Genomic DNA, 15,437 nt, shown 5'->3' on the forward strand with positions numbered 1-15,437 from the left:
TGTGGCAGGTACGTGAGTGCTGGGCGTATCTGGCGTTCTTTCTGGCTGATCTCCTGTCTTGCTAACCAAGCAAGCGCTCGGTTAGCTTGTGGGTCTATCCGCTAATGGAGTCGCCCATGCCTGCCTTGCCCGATTACTTCGACGAGACCCACCAGCTGGTGCGTGATTCGGTGCGACGCTTTGTCGAGCGCGAGATCCTGCCGCACATCGATGAGTGGGAAGAGGCCGAGTCGTTTCCCCCTGAGCTGTATCGCAAGGCCGGTGCTGCTGGCATTCTCGGTATCGGTTATCCCGAACAGTATGGCGGCAGTCATGAGGGTGATCTGTTCGCCAAGGTCGCGGCCAGCGAGGAGCTGATGCGCAGTGGCTCGGGTGGATTGGTGGCAGGGCTGGGCTCGCTGGATATCGGTTTGCCGCCGGTGCTCAAGTGGGCCAAGCCTGCGTTGCGCGATCAGGTGGTGCCGCAGGTCCTGGCGGGCAAGAAGATCATGGCGCTGGCTGTCACCGAGCCCTCTGGCGGTTCGGATGTGGCCAATCTCAAGACGCGTGCCGTACGCGAAGGTGAGTTCTACCGGGTAAGCGGTAGCAAGACCTTTATCACCAGCGGTGTGCGAGCGGACTACTACACGGTCGCGGTGCGTACGGGCGGCGAAGGTTTCGGCGGCGTCAGCCTGTTGCTGATCGAGAAGGGCACGCCCGGTTTCAGCGTCGGCCGGCAACTGAAAAAAATGGGCTGGTGGGCGTCGGATACGGCCGAGCTGTTCTTCGATGACTGCCGCGTGCCGCTAGACAATCTGATCGGCGTGGAGAACATGGGTTTTGCCGGGATCATGGCCAACTTCCAGAGCGAGCGCCTGTCGCTGGCGATCATGGCCAATATGACGGCGCAACTGGCGCTCGAAGAGGCCTTGAGATGGGCCAGGGAGCGCGAAGCCTTTGGTAAGCCCATTGGCAAGTTCCAGGTGCTCAAGCATCGGCTTGCAGAAATGGCGACCCAGCTGGAAGTGTCGCGCGAGTTCACTTATCGCCAGGCGGCGCAGATGGCGGCCGGCAAAAGTGTGATCAAGGAAATATCCATGGCCAAGAATTTCGCCACTGATGTGGCTGACCGTCTGACATACGATGCGGTGCAGATCATGGGAGGCATGGGTTATATGCGTGAAAGCCTGGTGGAGCGGCTCTATCGCGACAACCGCATTCTGTCGATTGGCGGTGGCTCGCGTGAAATCATGAACGAGATTATCAGCAAGCAGATGGGCTTATAAGGTTGCCGTAAGCGACAAATAGCAGACAAAACAAACCCCGCGAGCGCGGGGTTTGTTTTGAAACAGGACAGGGGCTTAGGCCACCTGTACCTCTTCAGCTTGCATACCTTTCTGACCGCGAGCGGCCACGTAGGTAACAGTCTGGCCTTCTTTCAGGCTTTTGAAACCGTCGCTTTGGATGGCTTTAAAGTGAACGAAGAGATCATCGCCGCCGTTAGTCGGGGTAATGAAGCCGAAGCCTTTCTCATCGTTGAACCATTTGACGGTGCCAGTTTCGCGATTTGCCATGGTGTGTCTCTTAAATCGATACGAAGTGCGGTGCCAGTATGTTCATAGCACCTATGCGTTTTTGCTGATTAGGAACCAGCGAAGCCATAATAGGCCGTTTTTACGGAGAGTGTTGGGTTTAACGTTAATTATTCATATTTTTATCTGCCCCAATTGGCTCAGGCCCCGATTTAACTGGGCTGCAGGGCTTTTGGCAATCTGCGGAATATTCTTGAAAGTGGCAGGTTCTGGTGGTTTTTGCCGGTTGAGCCCTTATTCAGGCCTTTGTGAAGCGCCCTGTTGCACGTGATCAGAGGCGAGGCGTTTGCCTTTCAGAGGGCCATTTTCAACCCCTTGTGGCCTGTCAAGCCACGCATGAAGCAGCAGGTTCTAGGCCGAGCTTCTCAAGCGGGCCAGGTCGCGCAGCGGCGGCGCGCCGAATAGACGACTGTATTCCCGGCTGAATTGCGACGGGCTTTCGTAACCCACTCGATAGCTGGCAGCCGCTGCTTCCAGGCCTTCGCAGAGCATCAGGCGTCGAGCCTCCTGCAGGCGTAGCTGCTTCTGATACTGCAAAGGACTGAGCGCGGTGACGGCCTTGAAGCGGTGGTGCAGGGTCGAGGTACTGAGGTTGACCTCGCGGGCAAGGTCTTCGATGCGCAGCGGTTGGTCGAAATGCAGATTCAGCCATTCAATCGCCCGGTTGATGCGCTGGCCCTGACTGTCGGCGATAGCGATTGCGTGTAGACGGTGGCCTTGAGGGCTGTGCAGCAGCCGATAAAAAATCTCGCGCAAGGCCAACGGCGCGAGCATGGCGATATCGCGCGGTGTTTCCAGAAGGCGAAGCAGGCGCACCACGGCGTCGAGCAACGAACTACCCAGACGATCCATATACAGCGCCCTACGTGGGCTGGGATTGGGCACGCCGATAGGGCCGATGTCGGCAATCAGGCTGGTGATCAGTGCCGGATCAATCTCCAGGCGCAGGCTTAGATAAGGGTGCTCCGGTGTCGCGTCTATCACCTGGCCTGTCACCGGCAGGGTAACCGAGGCGACCAGGTAGTTCAGTGGGTCGTAGATGTACTGCTCATCGCCGAGACATACGGTTTTTCTGCCCTGGGCAATGATGCACAGGCAGGGCCGGTAAAGGGTCGGCGTGGGCAGGCTGGGTTGGGTGGTGCAGGCTAGATCAAGGCCGGCTATGGCGCTGGCATGCAGACCATCGGTCGGGCACTGACGCTGGATCAAGGCAGCCAGTTCTGCCTGGAGCGAGGTCACGTCACTGTCGAGGGGTGTCATTCAAGAAGCGCTCCTGGATTTTGCATGCTTACAGGCTATCGCGGCTTTTCAGGCAAGTCTTGGCGGCGCACAGGGTTTTGCAGGATCAGGCAACTATTCGCTTCAAATAGGCAAATGCACTGCTTTTGCTGGACTTGGTAATGAATGCCAACGAATGCCTCGACGTTGCACATGCCCAGTCTTCATAAGACTGCTTGCAGCTTTAGGCAATAATTAGCCAGGAATCGTCTAACCCATTTCCCGTCATCTGGGGGAATCTGTTGGTGTCGCGGCAGCGTTTGCCGCTTACCCGCAGAGGTTTTGCCCTGATGAATATTCACGACAAAGTCATTCTGATCACCGGCGCCAGCAGTGGCATCGGTGAGGCTTGCGCGCGCTTGCTGGCCGAGAAGGGCGCGCGGCTGTTGCTCGGTGCCCGGCGTACCGAGCGTCTGCAGCAATTGGTTGACGAGATCCGTGCAGCGGGTGGCCACGCTGATTATCGTCGCCTGGATGTGACCAGCCAGGACGACACCCAGGCGTTTGTCGATGCGGCCCTGGCGCAGTACGGCCGGGTCGATGTGCTGATCAACAATGCCGGGATCATGCCGCTGTCGCGTTTGGATGTCCTGAAGGTCGATGAGTGGAACCGCATGATCGACGTGAATATTCGCGGTGTCCTGCACGGTATTGCTGCCGCATTGCCGGTGATGCAGCGTCAGCGCAGCGGCCAGTTCATCAATATCGCGTCCATTGGTGCCTACAGCGTGGTGCCGACGGGCGCGGTGTATTGCGCCACCAAATATGCGGTGCGGGCTATTTCCGAAGGCTTGCGTCAGGAGGTGGGTGGCGATATTCGGGTGACCCTGGTGTCCCCAGGTGTGGTCGAGTCGGAGCTGGCCGAAAGCATTTCCGATGCGCAGAGCCGTGAGGCGATGAAGGCATTTCGCAAGGTCGCTATTACCCCGGACGCCATTGCCCGGGCCATTGCCTATGCCGTCGAGCAGCCGGCGGATGTCGATGTCAGCGAGCTGATCGTGCGGCCAACTGCCAGCCCTTACTGAGGACGTGCGGATGAACAGTAAATGGCTACTGACACCATTAGTGCTGGTGTTTCTTGCGACAGCTTGCCTGGATGCCCGTGCAACTGAGGACAGCCGCAGAAGTAAAGGTGAGGCAGTAATAGCCGAGCTGAGTGGTGGCGCTGGGCAACCGGTGTTGCAAGCCCTGCATAAGGATTTTCCTTTTCTGGCCAGCGCCACTACCGACTATGCGTTGGGTGAGGTCTGGGGGCGCAGTGAGCTGGATGCGCGCACGCGGCAATTGGCGACGGTGGCCGTGTTTGCCGCCCAAGGCAATTTACCCCAGATGAAAATCCATGCCGGTTACGCATTGCGCGCCGGGGTGTTGCCAGCCGAACTCAAGGAAATGATTTACCTGACAACGGTCACCGCCGGTTTCCCCCGTGCCCTGGATGCCGCTCAGGCGCTGCGCGAGGTTTTGGCTGCGCAGCCGTAAGTACTTTCACTGATAGAGGGAGTAGCGATGATGGTCACCCACACGACAGTGGTGCGCGCCGTTCGTGGGCGCTCTGAGCAGTTGGGCCAGTGCCTGCATACACTGCAGGAACCCATGCAGCAGATGGTCGGGTGCCTGGGCTTTGAGGTAGCGCAGGTAAAGGAAGATCCAGCGGTGTGGCAGTTGCAGGGGCGCTGGCAGTCTGACGCAGCCCTGCATGATTTTTTTGCGGCGCCTCGGTTGCAACAGGTATTTGATCAGGCTATCCGTCACTGTCTACTCGCCAGCGTGGAGTGCTAGGGTCTGTTGCCGTTTCGTTCGCAGTAACGCGGCTTGCGGTGAAGCAAGCGTCTGTTTCCGGGTGTCGCTTCGCTCGACCCAGACTACGAAAGGGGAGCCGACAGCTAGCGTAAAAACGCCTCGGCGCGGGGGCGGCGAGGCGTTTGTATGGGTGGTGTTACTGGAGATTGGCTTTCAGCGCGCTCGCGGCCTGCTGCAGGGCGCTCTGGGTGCCGGGCAATGGGCTGAGTACATTGAGCAGGCCGAAGTCGTGGATCATGCCGTTGTAGCGCACGGCGGTGACCTTGACCCCAGCGGCATCCAGCTTGCGTGCATAGGCTTCGCCTTCATCGCGCAGCACATCGAACTCGGCGGTCTGCACCAGTGCGGTCGGTAGGCCCTTGAGTCGCTCGACCGGTGCCTGCAGGGGCGCGGCATAGACCTCGGTACGTTGTTTCGGGTCGTTGGTGTAGTTGTCCCAGAACCACTGCATCAGGCTTTTGCTGAGGAAGTGGCCGTCGGCGAACTGGTTATAGGACGCATTGTTGAAGTTGGCGTCGGTCACCGGCCACATCAGCAGCTGGAACTTGAGCGCCGGGGTGCCTTTGTCCTTGGCCATCAGGCTGACGACTGCCGCCATATTGCCGCCCACGCTGTTGCCGGCTACCGCCAGGCGCGTGCCGTCGACACCAATCTGTGCGCCGTTCTGCGCCACCCACTGGGTCGCGGCGTAGGCTTGGTTGATCGCGGTCGGGTACTTGGCTTCCGGTGAAGGCGTGTAATCGACATACACAGCTGCCGCGCCAGAGCCCACGACCAGGTCATGGATCAAGCGTTCATGGGTCGGGTAGTCGCCCAGCACCCAGCCGCCACCGTGGAAGAACATGAAAACCGGCAGGGTGCCGCTCGCGTTGGCGGGGCGTACGATTTTGAGCTGGATCGTCTGGCCGTCGGCCTCGATGGTCTTGTCGGTCACCTTGATCCCGGATACATCGACCTTGACCCCAGCCTGGGCACCGACCAATACGGCGCGGGCATCTTTTGGTGTCATCTGTTCCAGTGGCTTGCCACCGCCAGCGGCGAGGGCATTAAGGAAGTCTTGGGTGTTGCGTTCCACTCCAGGGCTGCCAGCGGCAAAAGCGTTGTTGACGGCAAGGGCGAGAACGGCGATCGACAAACTCTGTTTGATGTTCATGTGCAGCCTCCGGGCCTGGCCGCTGGCGGGCAGCGGCCGGTTGAGTGGTGATGGGTTAGTCGATCAGCGTCAGGGTGACGTCGATATTGCCGCGGGTCGCGTTGGAGTAGGGGCAGACGATGTGGGCGCGGTCGATCAGGGTCTGTGCTTGCTCACGATCCAGGCCGGGCAGGCTGATACGCAATTCGACTTCGATGCCAAAGCCGTTAGGGATGGCGCCGATGCCCACCACACCTTCAATCGATGCGTCCGCCGGCATAGCTAGCTTGTCGCGACCGGCAACGAACTTCATCGCACCGATAAAGCAGGCCGAGTAGCCGGCCGCGAACAGTTGCTCTGGGTTGGTGCCTTGGCCGCCGGCACCGCCGAGTTCTTTCGGGGTGGTCAGGGCGACGTCGAGTATGCCGTCGGAAGAGATGGCACGGCCGTCACGGCCGCCGGTGGCTTCTGCGTAGGCACGGTAAGCAATGGTTTCAATCGACATGCTGATAATCCTCTGGAGCTAGTGGGGTTGGGTTGTGCAAAGCGTTGCGGTGTTGCGGCGATCAGCCGTCGTGGCTGATCAACCAGTTCGGGTAAAGGCCCTTGCCATGTGCCTGGCTGTCGTCAGCCAGAGCAGGAGCAGAAAGAGCAAGAAGAACGGTGATGCTGATCAGGGTTTTCATAAAGGCTCTCCGCGAATGCCAGTGCAGTTGGGGTGGTGAAGAGAGCTGCTGTTGTCAGTTTTTCGCGCTAATGTTTTGCGCGCTAATCAATTTCATGGCGCGAACTCTATCGCCCATTAATTTAGCGCGCAAGATATATTTTTGAATATTTAGCGATAAGTACTGACTTGTTCAGGCATAAGCGAGAATTTGGGGGCGGGGCGAGGTTTTCGAGGGCGACGGTAGGCGAAATCGTTGAGCCGTGCAGGGAGTTAGCGGGTAAGAGGGGTACGGAGTGGGCGATGAGGCCGCTTAGAGGCCTGTCGCCCTGAGTTTAAACGGCCTGTTGCAGGCTGCTGCGCAAGGCGACCAGCTCAGCCTTCAGCTCGCCGAGTTCTGCTGAGGATTGCTGGGTGGCAGTGAGGATGCAGCTTGGAATGCTCCTGGCTTGTGCATGCAGGGCGCGACCTTTTTCGGTCAGGAACAACTCGACTACGCGTTCATCGGCACTGCTGCGGGTGCGTTTGAGCAGGCCTTCGCTTTCCAGGCGCTTGAGCAGCGGGGTGACGGAGCCAGGGTCGGTCAGCAAGCGGTTGCTGATGTCACCTACGGTGATGCCATCGCCTTCCCAGAGCACCAGCATGGCCAGGTATTGCGGGTAGGTGAGGTGTAGCGCCTGCAGCAGCGGTTTGTAGACCTTGGTCATCAGCAACGAGGTGGAGTACAGGGCGAAACACAGCTGATTGTCGAGCAACAGATCGGCGCAGGGGGCTTCGGTGGTCATGAACGGCTCCGAACTACAGGGGTATGTGCAACAAGTTATCGCGCTAAGCTTTGCGCTGCCAAGGCCTCAAGGGCGTTCGCGTAACGCTGCCAGCTCGCTTCGCAGGGCCTTGAGTTCATCCAGTATGCGTTGTTCGTTGGGCGTAGGCGCTGCTTCCCGTGCTTCTTGCTCGTGAGTGCTCTGCATGGCATTGACGATCACGGCGATGAACAGGTTGAGCATCATGAAGGTGGCAATCAGGATGAACGGCAGAAAATACAGCCACGCCAGAGGGAATTGTTCCATCACCGGGCGGACGATGCCCATCGACCAGCTTTCCAGGGTCATCACCTGAAACAGCGTATAGAGACTGGCTCCCAGGCTACCGAACCACTCCGGAAAGGCTTCGCCGAACAACTGGGTGGCCATAACCGCCGCGACATAGAACACCAGCCCCAGCAACATGGCGATGCTGCCCATGCCCGGCAGGGAGGAGAGCAGGGCCTGAACCACCCGGCGCATATTGGGATTGATCGAGATCAGGCGCAGTACCCGCAGTACCCGTAGGGCGCGCAGTACGGCGAATGGCCCGCTGGCTGGAACCAGGGCGATGCCAATCACCAGGCAGTCGAACACCGCCCAGGGATCGCGTAGCAGTGCCCAGCCGCGTGCGATGAAGCGCAGGCTTAGTTCAAGAATGAACAGGCCAAGTATCAGGCGATCCAGGTTGGTCAGCACGCCGCCCCAAGTGGCCATTAGCGTTGATGACGTTTCCAGGCCAAGAATTGCCGCGTTGATCAGGATCAGCAGCATCACGCTACGGGTGACGGCTGTGCTGTCCATGTAGGCGCCCAGGCGCTGGCGCCACGGTGCGGGGAGCGTGGGTGTGGTGAATGCGGTCATGATCAGTGGTCGTCGAGGCTGAAGGCGGTCAGGGTGAAGGTCGGGATGCCGGCATCCTGCAGTTTCTGCGAGCCGCCAAGTTCCGGCAGGTCAATGATTGCGGCGGCCTCGAACAGATTAGCGCCCATGCGCCTGACCAGCTGTGCCGCGGCCAACAGGGTGCCGCCCGTGGCGATCAGGTCATCGAACAGCAGCACCTGGTCGCCTTCGCACAGGCTGTCGGCGTGCACCTCGAGGAAGGCTTCGCCATATTCGGTTGCATAGCCTGCGCTGAGCACGTCGGCTGGCAGCTTGCCCTGTTTGCGAAACAACACCAGGGGCTTGTTCAGCTCATAGGCGATGATCGAGCCGATCAGAAAGCCACGCGCATCCATGGCGCCGATATGGCTGAACTCGGCCTCTACGTAGCGTTGGATAAAGCTGTCGATGACCATGCGCAGCGCGCGTGGTGACTGGAACAGGGGGGTGATGTCACGAAACACCACGCCCGGTTTGGGAAAGTTTTCCACCGGGCGGATAAGGGTCTTGATACTGAATTCGTCGAAAATCATGGCGCAATGGTCCTGCGGCTTAGTGTGGAAGGCCGAGCAGGCGCTATGCGCTCTCAGCCGTCGAGGTTGCCGCCCGCCAGGGCGCACAACTCGATGGGGTCGAGAATGTGCACTTCCTTGCCGTCGGCTTCAAGCAGCTTGTTCTGCTGGAAGCGGGTAAATACGCGAGACACGGTTTCCACCGCAAGGCCCAAATAGTTTCCAATTTCGTTGCGCGACATGGCCAGGCGGAATTGGCTGGGGGAAAAGCCGCGGGCGCGGAAGCGCGCGGAGAGGTTGACCAGGAAGGTGGCGATACGCTCGTCGGCGGTCTTTTTCGACAGCAGCAGCATCATTTGCTGGTCGTCACGGATTTCCCGGCTCATTACCCGCATCAGCTGACGTCGCAACTGCGGTAGCTGCACCGACAGCTCGTCGAGGCGTTCAAAGGGGATTTCACAGACCGACGTGGTCTCCAGGGCCTGCGCAGATACCGGGTAAACCTCGGTGTCCATGCCCGACAGGCCTACCAGTTCGCTAGGGAGATGGAAGCCGGTGATCTGCTCGGCGCCACCGTCACTCAAGGTAAAGGTTTTAAGGGCGCCTGAGCGCACAGCGAAGACGGAGTCGAAGGTGTCACCCTGGCGGAAAAGGAATTCGCCTTTCTTCAATGGCCGACCACGCTTGACGATTTCGTCCAGCGCATCCATGTCCTCAAGATTGAGCGACAGCGGCAGGCACAGAGGCGCAAGGCTGCAATCCTTGCAGTGGGCTTGATGGGGGCTGTGCAACTTGAGGCTTCCTGACATCAGCGGCGCTTCCTGGTGAACACGCGAAGTTCGTAAGGTTACCGCAGCGCGATTGTGCCGACCAGCGCCTAAAGAAAATGTATGGGCAGCCGATGACCACGCTGACATCCTTCGTTGAGCCTGGGACTGCACATGCGTGTTGAAGCCGCCACACTCGTAGGTCGTATCGGCCAATCTGTTGAGCGCCGTGATGCCGCGCTTGATAATCCTGCGCCGAGCGATTCCCAGAAGCTGCGCGATGGCATTCGGGTGACCTTGTCGGAGCAGGGGCGTGCCGCCTCGGAGGCCGCACGCAAGAACAGTGATATCGAGGAAAGCAATCTGCCCGATGCCATCAAGGATCTGCTCAAGCGTATCCGTGAGTTGAAGGCGCAACTGGCTGAGCGCCAGGCTGAGTTACGTGCGGTAATGACCGACGGTAGCCTTGATGATGAGGCGCGCCAGGTCAAGGCCGATGCGTTGCGCACTGAGATTGCGTCGCTCAGCAGTGCCTTGTCAGGTGCCAACGCGCAATTGATCAAACAGATGCGCGAGCAGAACCTGACCAGCGAGCAAATGCAAAGCATTGCAACCCTGTCGGCCTGATATGACAGGGCCGATCCAGCCGCGCGCCTGAGGTGACCCAGCAAGAGATCCTAGCTCTCAGATTACCCGAGAGAACCGTGGGCGGCTCTGCTCGCACAGGTACTGGTCGAAGACCATGCACAGGGCCCGAACTAGCAGGCGCCCGGCTGGTTTTACGGTGATACCCTGGTCCGACAGTTCGATCAGCCCGTCGCGCGCCATCTGCTGCAAGGCCGGCCAATTAGCTGCAAAGTGCTTGCGGAAATCGATGGAAAAGCGCGTTTCGATGTCGGCGAAGCTCAACTGGAAGTGACAGATCAACTGCTGGATCACCGCCCGACGCAAACGGTCTTCACCGGTGCAGTGTAGGCCGCGCTGGGTGGCGAGTTGACCGTTGCCCAGACTGTGTTGGTAATTGCTCAGGTCACTGCTGTTCTGGCTGTAGAGGTCACCAATCTGGCTGATTGCAGAGACGCCGAGGCCGATCAGGTCGCAGTGCCCGTGGGTCGTATAGCCCTGGAAATTGCGCTGTAGGGTGCCGTCCTCCTGGGCGCTGGCCAGTTCGTCGTCAGGCAGGGCGAAGTGGTCCATGCCGATGTAGCGATAGCCGGCCGCTGTCAGTTGTTCGATGCTGGCCTGAAGCATGGCGAGTTTGACGGCCGGGGTGGGTAGATCACTGGTGTTGATCCGCCGTTGCGGCATAAAGCGCTCTGGCAGGTGCGCGTAGTTGAACAGCGACAGGCGATCCGGCTGCAGGGCGATGACCTGGTCAACCGTGCGGGCGAAGTTCTCGGCTGTTTGCAGCGGCAGGCCATAGATCAAATCGATGTTGACCGAGCGAAACTGCAGGGTGCGCGCCGCCTCGACGATGGCGCGGGTTTCCTCGAGGCTCTGCAGACGGTTGATAGCACGCTGCACGGCTGGATCGAGGTCCTGCACGCCGAGGCTGACCCGGTTGAAACCCAGCTCGCGCAACAGGCCCATGGTCGACCAGTCCGCTTCGCGCGGGTCGATCTCGATGCTGTAGTCGCCGGAGTCATCGTCCAGTAAGTGGAAGTGCTCGCGCAGGTGCGCCATCAACTGTCGCAGTTCGGTATGGCTGAGGAAGGTCGGTGTACCGCCGCCCAGGTGCAACTGCTCCACGCGCTGCTGGCCGTCCAGGTGATGACCGATCAGTTGCATCTCGGCATTGAGTTGCTCCAGGTAAGCCTGGGCGCGGCCGCGGTCCTTGGTGATCACCTTGTTGCAGGCGCAGTAGTAGCAGATGTTCGCGCAGAACGGCACGTGTACATACAGCGACAGCGGCCGCTGAGCTTTGCGGCTGTCGCGCAGGGCGTGCAGCAGGTCAAACTGGCCGATTTCACCATGGAACTGCATGGCGGTTGGGTAGGAGGTGTAGCGTGGGCCGGCCTGGTCGTAGCGATTGATCAGGGCGGCGTCCCACTGGATGGTGTCGTGCATGGCGACTGTCCCCGGAAAGGCGTTGGCGCGAGTCTAGGGAACTGTCGCAGCGACGCCTTGATCTGCATCAAGTTGCCGCACTGCTTTGGGCTCAGTGGCCCATCAGCCAGTGTTGATGGGGCCCTGGCAGGGTCCACAGGCCAAACAGAATCACCAGCATGCCGCCCGCCATGCGTACGCCGCGGCGACGCAGGAGGGCAGTCAGCCGTTCGGCAGCAAGCCCGGTGGCGATCAGCACGGGCAGGGTGCCCAGGCCAAAGGTGAACATCAGCGCAGCGCTGTGCAGGGCGTTGCCCTGGCTGGCAGCCCATAGCAGGGTGCTGTAGACCAGGCCGCAGGGCAACCAGCCCCAGAGGCCGCCGAGGACCAGTGCCCGGGGCAGGCTGGTGACCGGCATAAAGCGCCGGGTGAGTGGCTGGATAAAGCGCCAGAGGCCACGGCCCAGTGCCTCGATACGGGTCAGGCCGCTCCACCAGCCGGCCAGGTACAGGCCCATGACGATCATCAGCAGGCCGGCGACCACGCGCAGGGCCAGAGCCGCCGGGCTGCTGGCCAGCGCCCAGCCGGCCAGTCCAAGCAAAAGCCCCGCCAGTGCATAGCTGCAGATACGCCCCAGGTTGTAGGCCAGCAGCAGTTGTAGGCGCCGCCCACGATGCTCCGCTGGGATGGCCAGGGTCAGAGCGCCCATAAGCCCGCCGCACATGCCCAGGCAATGGCCGCCACCGAGTACACCGAGGATCAGCGCTGAGAGCAAAAGCGGCGCCAGTTCAAGCACGGGGAGGGCTCTGCTCGTCGTGCCCCGGGTTGACCTGCTCCACGCCGGCCTTGTGCAACGGATCTTCGTCGTCGAACAGGATGCTGTGCGCTGGGCTGTCGAGGTCGTCGTACTGGCCGCTGTCGACGGCCCAGAAGAACAGCCAGATGGCAAAGCCGACCAGCACGATGGCCACGGGAATCAGAATGTAGATGGCGGACATGAAGACTCCGGTATCGAACGAGGTGGCGGCAGTCCGCGTCAGTTGCGCGTCAGGCGCAGGGCATTGAGCACTACCAGCAAAGAGCTGACCGACATGCCGAACGCGGCCCAGATTGGAGTGATCCAGCCCAGCGCGGCAAAGGGCAGCACCAGGCCATTGTACAGACTGGCCCAGGCCAGGTTCTCGATGATGATGCGGCGTGTACGGCGCGCCATGGCGAAGGCTTGCACCAGGCTGTCCAGGCGATTGGACAGTAACACCGCATCGGCGCTGGTCTTGGCCAGGTCGGTGGCGCTGCCCATGGCCACGCTGATATCAGCGCCGGCCAGCACAGGCACATCGTTGACCCCGTCGCCGAGCATCAGCACCCGCCTGCCCTGAGCATGCAGGTTACGCAGGTGGGCGAGCTTGTCGTCTGGGGTCATACCGCCATAAGCCTGCTTGATGCCGAGCTGGCGGGCCACTTCGGCGACCATCGGTGAGCTATCGCCAGACAGCAGCTGCACGTCCAGGCCCCGCGCATGGCAGGCCGCAATCAAGGCCGGCGCATCGTCGCGCAGACGGTCGTCGAGTACCAGCCAGGCCAGCGGCCCCTGGGTATCGCCCAGCAACAACCATTGGCCGTGTTCACCGGGAATCTGCAGGGTTTCTTGGCCGCTCAGGGCGCAGACGAATGCCGCCTGGCCAATGCGCAGGGTGCGTCCGTCCACACTGCCTTGCAGGCCCAGGCCGGGTTGACTGTCGACCTTGTCCGCTGCCCGTGCGGCGCGGCCGAAGGCTTTGGCAATCGGATGTTCGGAGCGATTTTCCAGGGCCGCCGCGAGTGCCAGGCAGGTGTCGCTGTCGAGTTCGCGCAGCGGATGAATGGCGCTAAGGGTCAGGCGGCCTTCGGTCAGGGTGCCGGTCTTGTCGACAATCAGCGTGTCGATCTGGTTGAGGCCTTCGAGTACGTGGCCGCGGGTCAGCAGCAGGCCGAGGCGGTGCAGACTGCCAGTGGCGGTGGTCAGTGCCGTGGGCGTGGCCAGGGCCAGTGCACAGGGGCAAGTGGCGACCAAAAGCGCGAGAACCACCCAGAAGGCCCGTTCGCTATCGATCTGCCACCACACGGCGCCGACCACCGCAGCGGCAATCAGCACGATAAACAGAAACCACTGCGAAACACGGTCGGCGATCTCGGCCAGGCGCGGCTTGTCGCTTTGCGCGCGTTCGAGCAGGCGCACGATGGCCGACAGCCGGGTAGCATCACCCAGCGCCTGCACCTCTACCGTCAGCGGGCCTTCGACATTGAGCGTGCCAGCGGTGACCGTATCGCCCACGCCGCGCGGTTGCGGCAGGTATTCGCCGGTCAGTACCGATTCATCCACACTCGACTGACCGCTGAGAATAAGGCCATCCGCCGGCAGCAGGGCCCCGGGCGGCACCAGCACGTGCTCACCGGTGCGCAGCTCGCTGAGCAGGATGCGCTGGCTCTGGCCGTCGGCCGCCAGGCGCAGGCAGGAGGCCGGCAGCAGGTTGACCAGTTGTGCCGTGGCCGCCGCCGTACGTTCACGGGCGCGGCGTTCCAGGTAACGACCCGCCAACAGGAACAGGGCGAACATGCCGGCCGCGTCGAAATACAGCTCACCCACGCCGGTGACGGTGGACCAGATACCGGCCGCATAGGCGCCGCCAATCGCCAGGGATACTGAAACGTCCATGGTCAGGTGACGGGTGCGTAGGTCGCGCAGGGCGCCGCGGAAGAACTGGCCGCAGCAATAAAAGATAATCGGTGTGGTAAGAAACAGGCTGGTCCAGCGCAGGATGCTGTCCAGTTCAGGCGTCAGGTCAACGTTGAATTCTGGCCAGGTGGCCATCGAGGCCATCATCACCTGCATCCACAGCAAACCGGCCACGCCGAGCTGGCGCATGGCGCGGCGATTCTCCTGGGTCAACTGTTCAGCAGCGGCATCGGCCTGCCAGGGATGCGCGGCATAGCCAATCCGCCGCAGGCTGGTGAGCAGGCTGCTCAAGGGTACCTGACTGTCGGCCCAGCGTACTTGCAGGCGGTGGTTGGAGAGGTTGAGGTGGGCGCTTTCCACCCCGGGTGTGGCGCGCAGGTGCTTTTCAATCAGCCAGCCACAGGCCGCGCAACTGATGCCTTCGATCAGCAGGCAGGTTTCACTCAGCTCGCCCTGCTGCTGAACGAATGGCTGCTGCACGTCGGCGCGGTCATACAGGGCCAGTTCGTCCGGCAGGATCTGCGGCAGATCCTGTGGGTTGGCCGCTGTTTCGCTACGGTGCTTGTAATAGTGTTCGAGCCCGCCTGCAACTATCGCTTCGGCCACCGCCTGACAGCCCGGACAGCAGAGCGCGCGCGTTTCGCCCAGCACCTGGGCATGCCAGGTGCTGCCGGCGGGTACCGGCAGACCGCAGTGATAGCAAGGGAGGGGAGTAGCCATGGACAGGCGTCGATTACCTAAGGGCAGGGGCGGGGCGGATCAGTACTCGTCACCGAGTTTGATCGGTGTGCCAGCGGCAATGGTTTCCTCTTCGAACAGACGCCATTGTTTGCCGCCTTCCTCGCCGAGCAGTTCGACAAAACGCCGGCCACTGACGCTGTCCTGCATCTGGCCGCGGTAAACGCCTTCGCCCTGGGGTTGCATGACGATACGGCGGTCGCGCTCGGGCTGGGTCGGCGAGATCAGATTGAGCACCAGTTGTGCGGGGCCGCTGTTGCCCTGCAGGCGCAGTTCGGCAACGCCGGTGTCGTCATTCAGCTCGAGCTGGGCATGCAGCTGCAGGCGTTCGGCAAAGTTTTCCCGCTCCAGCGACTGGTTGATGCCTTTGCCGACGTCGTAGTAGTCATCGGAAATCAGGCCGGGCGGGTTTTTTGTTGCGATGGTCAGCAGAGTAAGACCCTGGACCACCGAGTAGGCCAGCAGACCGATAAGGAACCAGGGCCAAAATTGCTTGTACCAGGGTTTGATCAGAGCTTCTTCAGACAT

18 protein-coding genes are annotated in these 15,437 nt (G+C 61.0%); 5 read left to right on the forward strand and 13 right to left on the reverse strand.

Annotated elements, in window-relative coordinates:
• Positions 1-116: 116 nt before the first annotated feature.
• On the forward strand, positions 117-1,265 hold the full coding sequence (locus BMW49_RS02240) for an acyl-CoA dehydrogenase family protein (protein WP_069516725.1): 1,149 nt from the start codon (positions 117-119) through the stop codon (positions 1,263-1,265).
• Between the two features lie 75 nt (positions 1,266-1,340).
• Here the strand turns inward: BMW49_RS02240 and BMW49_RS02245 are convergent, their stop codons facing one another.
• Together BMW49_RS02245 and BMW49_RS02250 are read right to left on the reverse strand one after the other, a co-directional pair.
• Positions 1,341-1,553: a cold-shock protein gene (locus tag BMW49_RS02245; RefSeq protein ID WP_069516724.1), complete on the reverse strand. Its 213-nt coding sequence runs from the start codon at positions 1,551-1,553 to the stop codon at positions 1,341-1,343.
• A 369-nt stretch (positions 1,554-1,922) separates the two neighbouring features.
• Entirely contained in the window at positions 1,923-2,831 is a 909-nt protein-coding gene (locus BMW49_RS02250) for an AraC family transcriptional regulator (protein WP_069516723.1), read from the reverse strand.
• A 305-nt stretch (positions 2,832-3,136) separates the two neighbouring features.
• On the opposite strand from BMW49_RS02250, the gene BMW49_RS02255 reads away from it, so the two are divergent.
• The 3 genes from BMW49_RS02255 to BMW49_RS25475 are packed head-to-tail and all read left to right on the forward strand — an operon-like array spanning position 3,137 to position 4,628.
• Positions 3,137-3,874 carry an SDR family oxidoreductase gene (locus tag BMW49_RS02255; protein ID WP_069516948.1) on the forward strand — a complete coding sequence of 246 codons (738 nt, stop codon included), beginning with the start codon at positions 3,137-3,139 and terminating at the stop codon, positions 3,872-3,874.
• Between the two features lie 10 nt (positions 3,875-3,884).
• Positions 3,885-4,328: a carboxymuconolactone decarboxylase family protein gene (locus BMW49_RS02260; protein WP_069516722.1), complete on the forward strand. Its 444-nt coding sequence runs from the start codon at positions 3,885-3,887 to the stop codon at positions 4,326-4,328.
• 30 nt (positions 4,329-4,358) lie between these two features.
• Positions 4,359-4,628, forward strand: coding sequence for a putative quinol monooxygenase (locus BMW49_RS25475; RefSeq protein WP_425272737.1), 270 nt, complete (start codon positions 4,359-4,361; stop codon positions 4,626-4,628).
• 157 nt (positions 4,629-4,785) lie between these two features.
• Here the strand turns inward: BMW49_RS25475 and BMW49_RS02270 are convergent, their stop codons facing one another.
• The 6 genes from BMW49_RS02270 to fnr form a co-directional block, all read right to left on the reverse strand.
• Positions 4,786-5,802 (reverse strand): alpha/beta hydrolase, encoded by a 1,017-nt coding sequence (locus BMW49_RS02270; protein WP_069516720.1) that lies wholly within the window; start codon positions 5,800-5,802, stop codon positions 4,786-4,788.
• Between the two features lie 55 nt (positions 5,803-5,857).
• A complete protein-coding gene (locus tag BMW49_RS02275) occupies positions 5,858-6,286 on the reverse strand; it encodes an organic hydroperoxide resistance protein (RefSeq protein ID WP_069516719.1) in 429 nt (142 codons plus the stop codon).
• A 494-nt stretch (positions 6,287-6,780) separates the two neighbouring features.
• Positions 6,781-7,230, reverse strand: a complete 450-nt coding sequence (locus BMW49_RS02280) for a MarR family winged helix-turn-helix transcriptional regulator (protein ID WP_069516718.1) — start codon at positions 7,228-7,230, stop codon at positions 6,781-6,783.
• Positions 7,231-7,296: 66 nt separating this feature from the next.
• A complete protein-coding gene (locus BMW49_RS02285) occupies positions 7,297-8,112 on the reverse strand; it encodes an ion transporter (RefSeq protein ID WP_069516717.1) in 816 nt (271 codons plus the stop codon).
• A gap of 2 nt (positions 8,113-8,114) precedes the next feature.
• Entirely contained in the window at positions 8,115-8,663 is a 549-nt protein-coding gene (locus BMW49_RS02290) for an adenine phosphoribosyltransferase (protein ID WP_069516716.1), read from the reverse strand.
• A gap of 53 nt (positions 8,664-8,716) precedes the next feature.
• Entirely contained in the window at positions 8,717-9,451 is a 735-nt protein-coding gene (gene fnr / locus BMW49_RS02295) for a fumarate/nitrate reduction transcriptional regulator Fnr (RefSeq protein ID WP_069516715.1), read from the reverse strand.
• A gap of 132 nt (positions 9,452-9,583) precedes the next feature.
• On the opposite strand from fnr, the gene BMW49_RS02300 reads away from it, so the two are divergent.
• Positions 9,584-10,036 (forward strand): hypothetical protein, encoded by a 453-nt coding sequence (locus tag BMW49_RS02300; protein ID WP_069516714.1) that lies wholly within the window; start codon positions 9,584-9,586, stop codon positions 10,034-10,036.
• Between the two features lie 57 nt (positions 10,037-10,093).
• On the opposite strand, the gene hemN is transcribed toward BMW49_RS02300, so the two are convergent.
• The 5 genes from hemN to BMW49_RS02325 all read right to left on the reverse strand — a co-directional run bounded on the left by hemN (position 10,094) and on the right by BMW49_RS02325 (position 15,437).
• Entirely contained in the window at positions 10,094-11,476 is a 1,383-nt protein-coding gene (gene hemN / locus BMW49_RS02305; RefSeq protein WP_069516713.1) for an oxygen-independent coproporphyrinogen III oxidase, read from the reverse strand.
• Positions 11,477-11,567: 91 nt separating this feature from the next.
• A complete protein-coding gene (locus tag BMW49_RS02310; protein WP_069516712.1) occupies positions 11,568-12,251 on the reverse strand; it encodes a sulfite exporter TauE/SafE family protein in 684 nt (227 codons plus the stop codon).
• Complete coding sequence (ccoS, locus tag BMW49_RS02315; RefSeq protein WP_069516711.1) at positions 12,244-12,453, reverse strand: cbb3-type cytochrome oxidase assembly protein CcoS; 210 nt, start codon at positions 12,451-12,453, stop codon at positions 12,244-12,246. Before ccoS ends, BMW49_RS02310 begins: the two co-directional genes overlap by 8 nt.
• A gap of 38 nt (positions 12,454-12,491) precedes the next feature.
• Entirely contained in the window at positions 12,492-14,891 is a 2,400-nt protein-coding gene (locus BMW49_RS02320) for a heavy metal translocating P-type ATPase (protein ID WP_069516710.1), read from the reverse strand.
• 39 nt (positions 14,892-14,930) lie between these two features.
• On the reverse strand, positions 14,931-15,437 hold the full coding sequence (locus tag BMW49_RS02325) for a FixH family protein (protein ID WP_069516709.1): 507 nt from the start codon (positions 15,435-15,437) through the stop codon (positions 14,931-14,933).

Origin of the sequence: Pseudomonas cuatrocienegasensis (assembly GCF_900110925.1) — a bacterium.
Lineage (GTDB): Bacteria > Pseudomonadota > Gammaproteobacteria > Pseudomonadales > Pseudomonadaceae > Aquipseudomonas > Aquipseudomonas cuatrocienegasensis.

Coding starts and splice junctions, on each gene's coding strand:
- BMW49_RS25475 (WP_425272737.1), top strand. CDS start 4,359: ATGGTCACCCACACGACAGTGGTGCGCGCCGTTCGTGGGCGCTCTGAG.
- BMW49_RS02280 (WP_069516718.1), bottom strand. CDS start 7,230: ATGACCACCGAAGCCCCCTGCGCCGATCTGTTGCTCGACAATCAGCTG.
- BMW49_RS02285 (WP_069516717.1), bottom strand. CDS start 8,112: ATGACCGCATTCACCACACCCACGCTCCCCGCACCGTGGCGCCAGCGC.
- BMW49_RS02270 (WP_069516720.1), bottom strand. CDS start 5,802: ATGAACATCAAACAGAGTTTGTCGATCGCCGTTCTCGCCCTTGCCGTC.
- BMW49_RS02245 (WP_069516724.1), bottom strand. CDS start 1,553: ATGGCAAATCGCGAAACTGGCACCGTCAAATGGTTCAACGATGAGAAA.
- BMW49_RS02240 (WP_069516725.1), top strand. CDS start 117: ATGCCTGCCTTGCCCGATTACTTCGACGAGACCCACCAGCTGGTGCGT.
- fnr (WP_069516715.1), bottom strand. CDS start 9,451: ATGTCAGGAAGCCTCAAGTTGCACAGCCCCCATCAAGCCCACTGCAAG.
- BMW49_RS02260 (WP_069516722.1), top strand. CDS start 3,885: ATGAACAGTAAATGGCTACTGACACCATTAGTGCTGGTGTTTCTTGCG.
- BMW49_RS02325 (WP_069516709.1), bottom strand. CDS start 15,437: ATGTCTGAAGAAGCTCTGATCAAACCCTGGTACAAGCAATTTTGGCCC.
- BMW49_RS02300 (WP_069516714.1), top strand. CDS start 9,584: ATGCGTGTTGAAGCCGCCACACTCGTAGGTCGTATCGGCCAATCTGTT.
- BMW49_RS02275 (WP_069516719.1), bottom strand. CDS start 6,286: ATGTCGATTGAAACCATTGCTTACCGTGCCTACGCAGAAGCCACCGGC.
- ccoS (WP_069516711.1), bottom strand. CDS start 12,453: ATGTCCGCCATCTACATTCTGATTCCCGTGGCCATCGTGCTGGTCGGC.
- hemN (WP_069516713.1), bottom strand. CDS start 11,476: ATGCACGACACCATCCAGTGGGACGCCGCCCTGATCAATCGCTACGAC.
- BMW49_RS02250 (WP_069516723.1), bottom strand. CDS start 2,831: ATGACACCCCTCGACAGTGACGTGACCTCGCTCCAGGCAGAACTGGCT.
- BMW49_RS02290 (WP_069516716.1), bottom strand. CDS start 8,663: ATGATTTTCGACGAATTCAGTATCAAGACCCTTATCCGCCCGGTGGAA.
- BMW49_RS02320 (WP_069516710.1), bottom strand. CDS start 14,891: ATGGCTACTCCCCTCCCTTGCTATCACTGCGGTCTGCCGGTACCCGCC.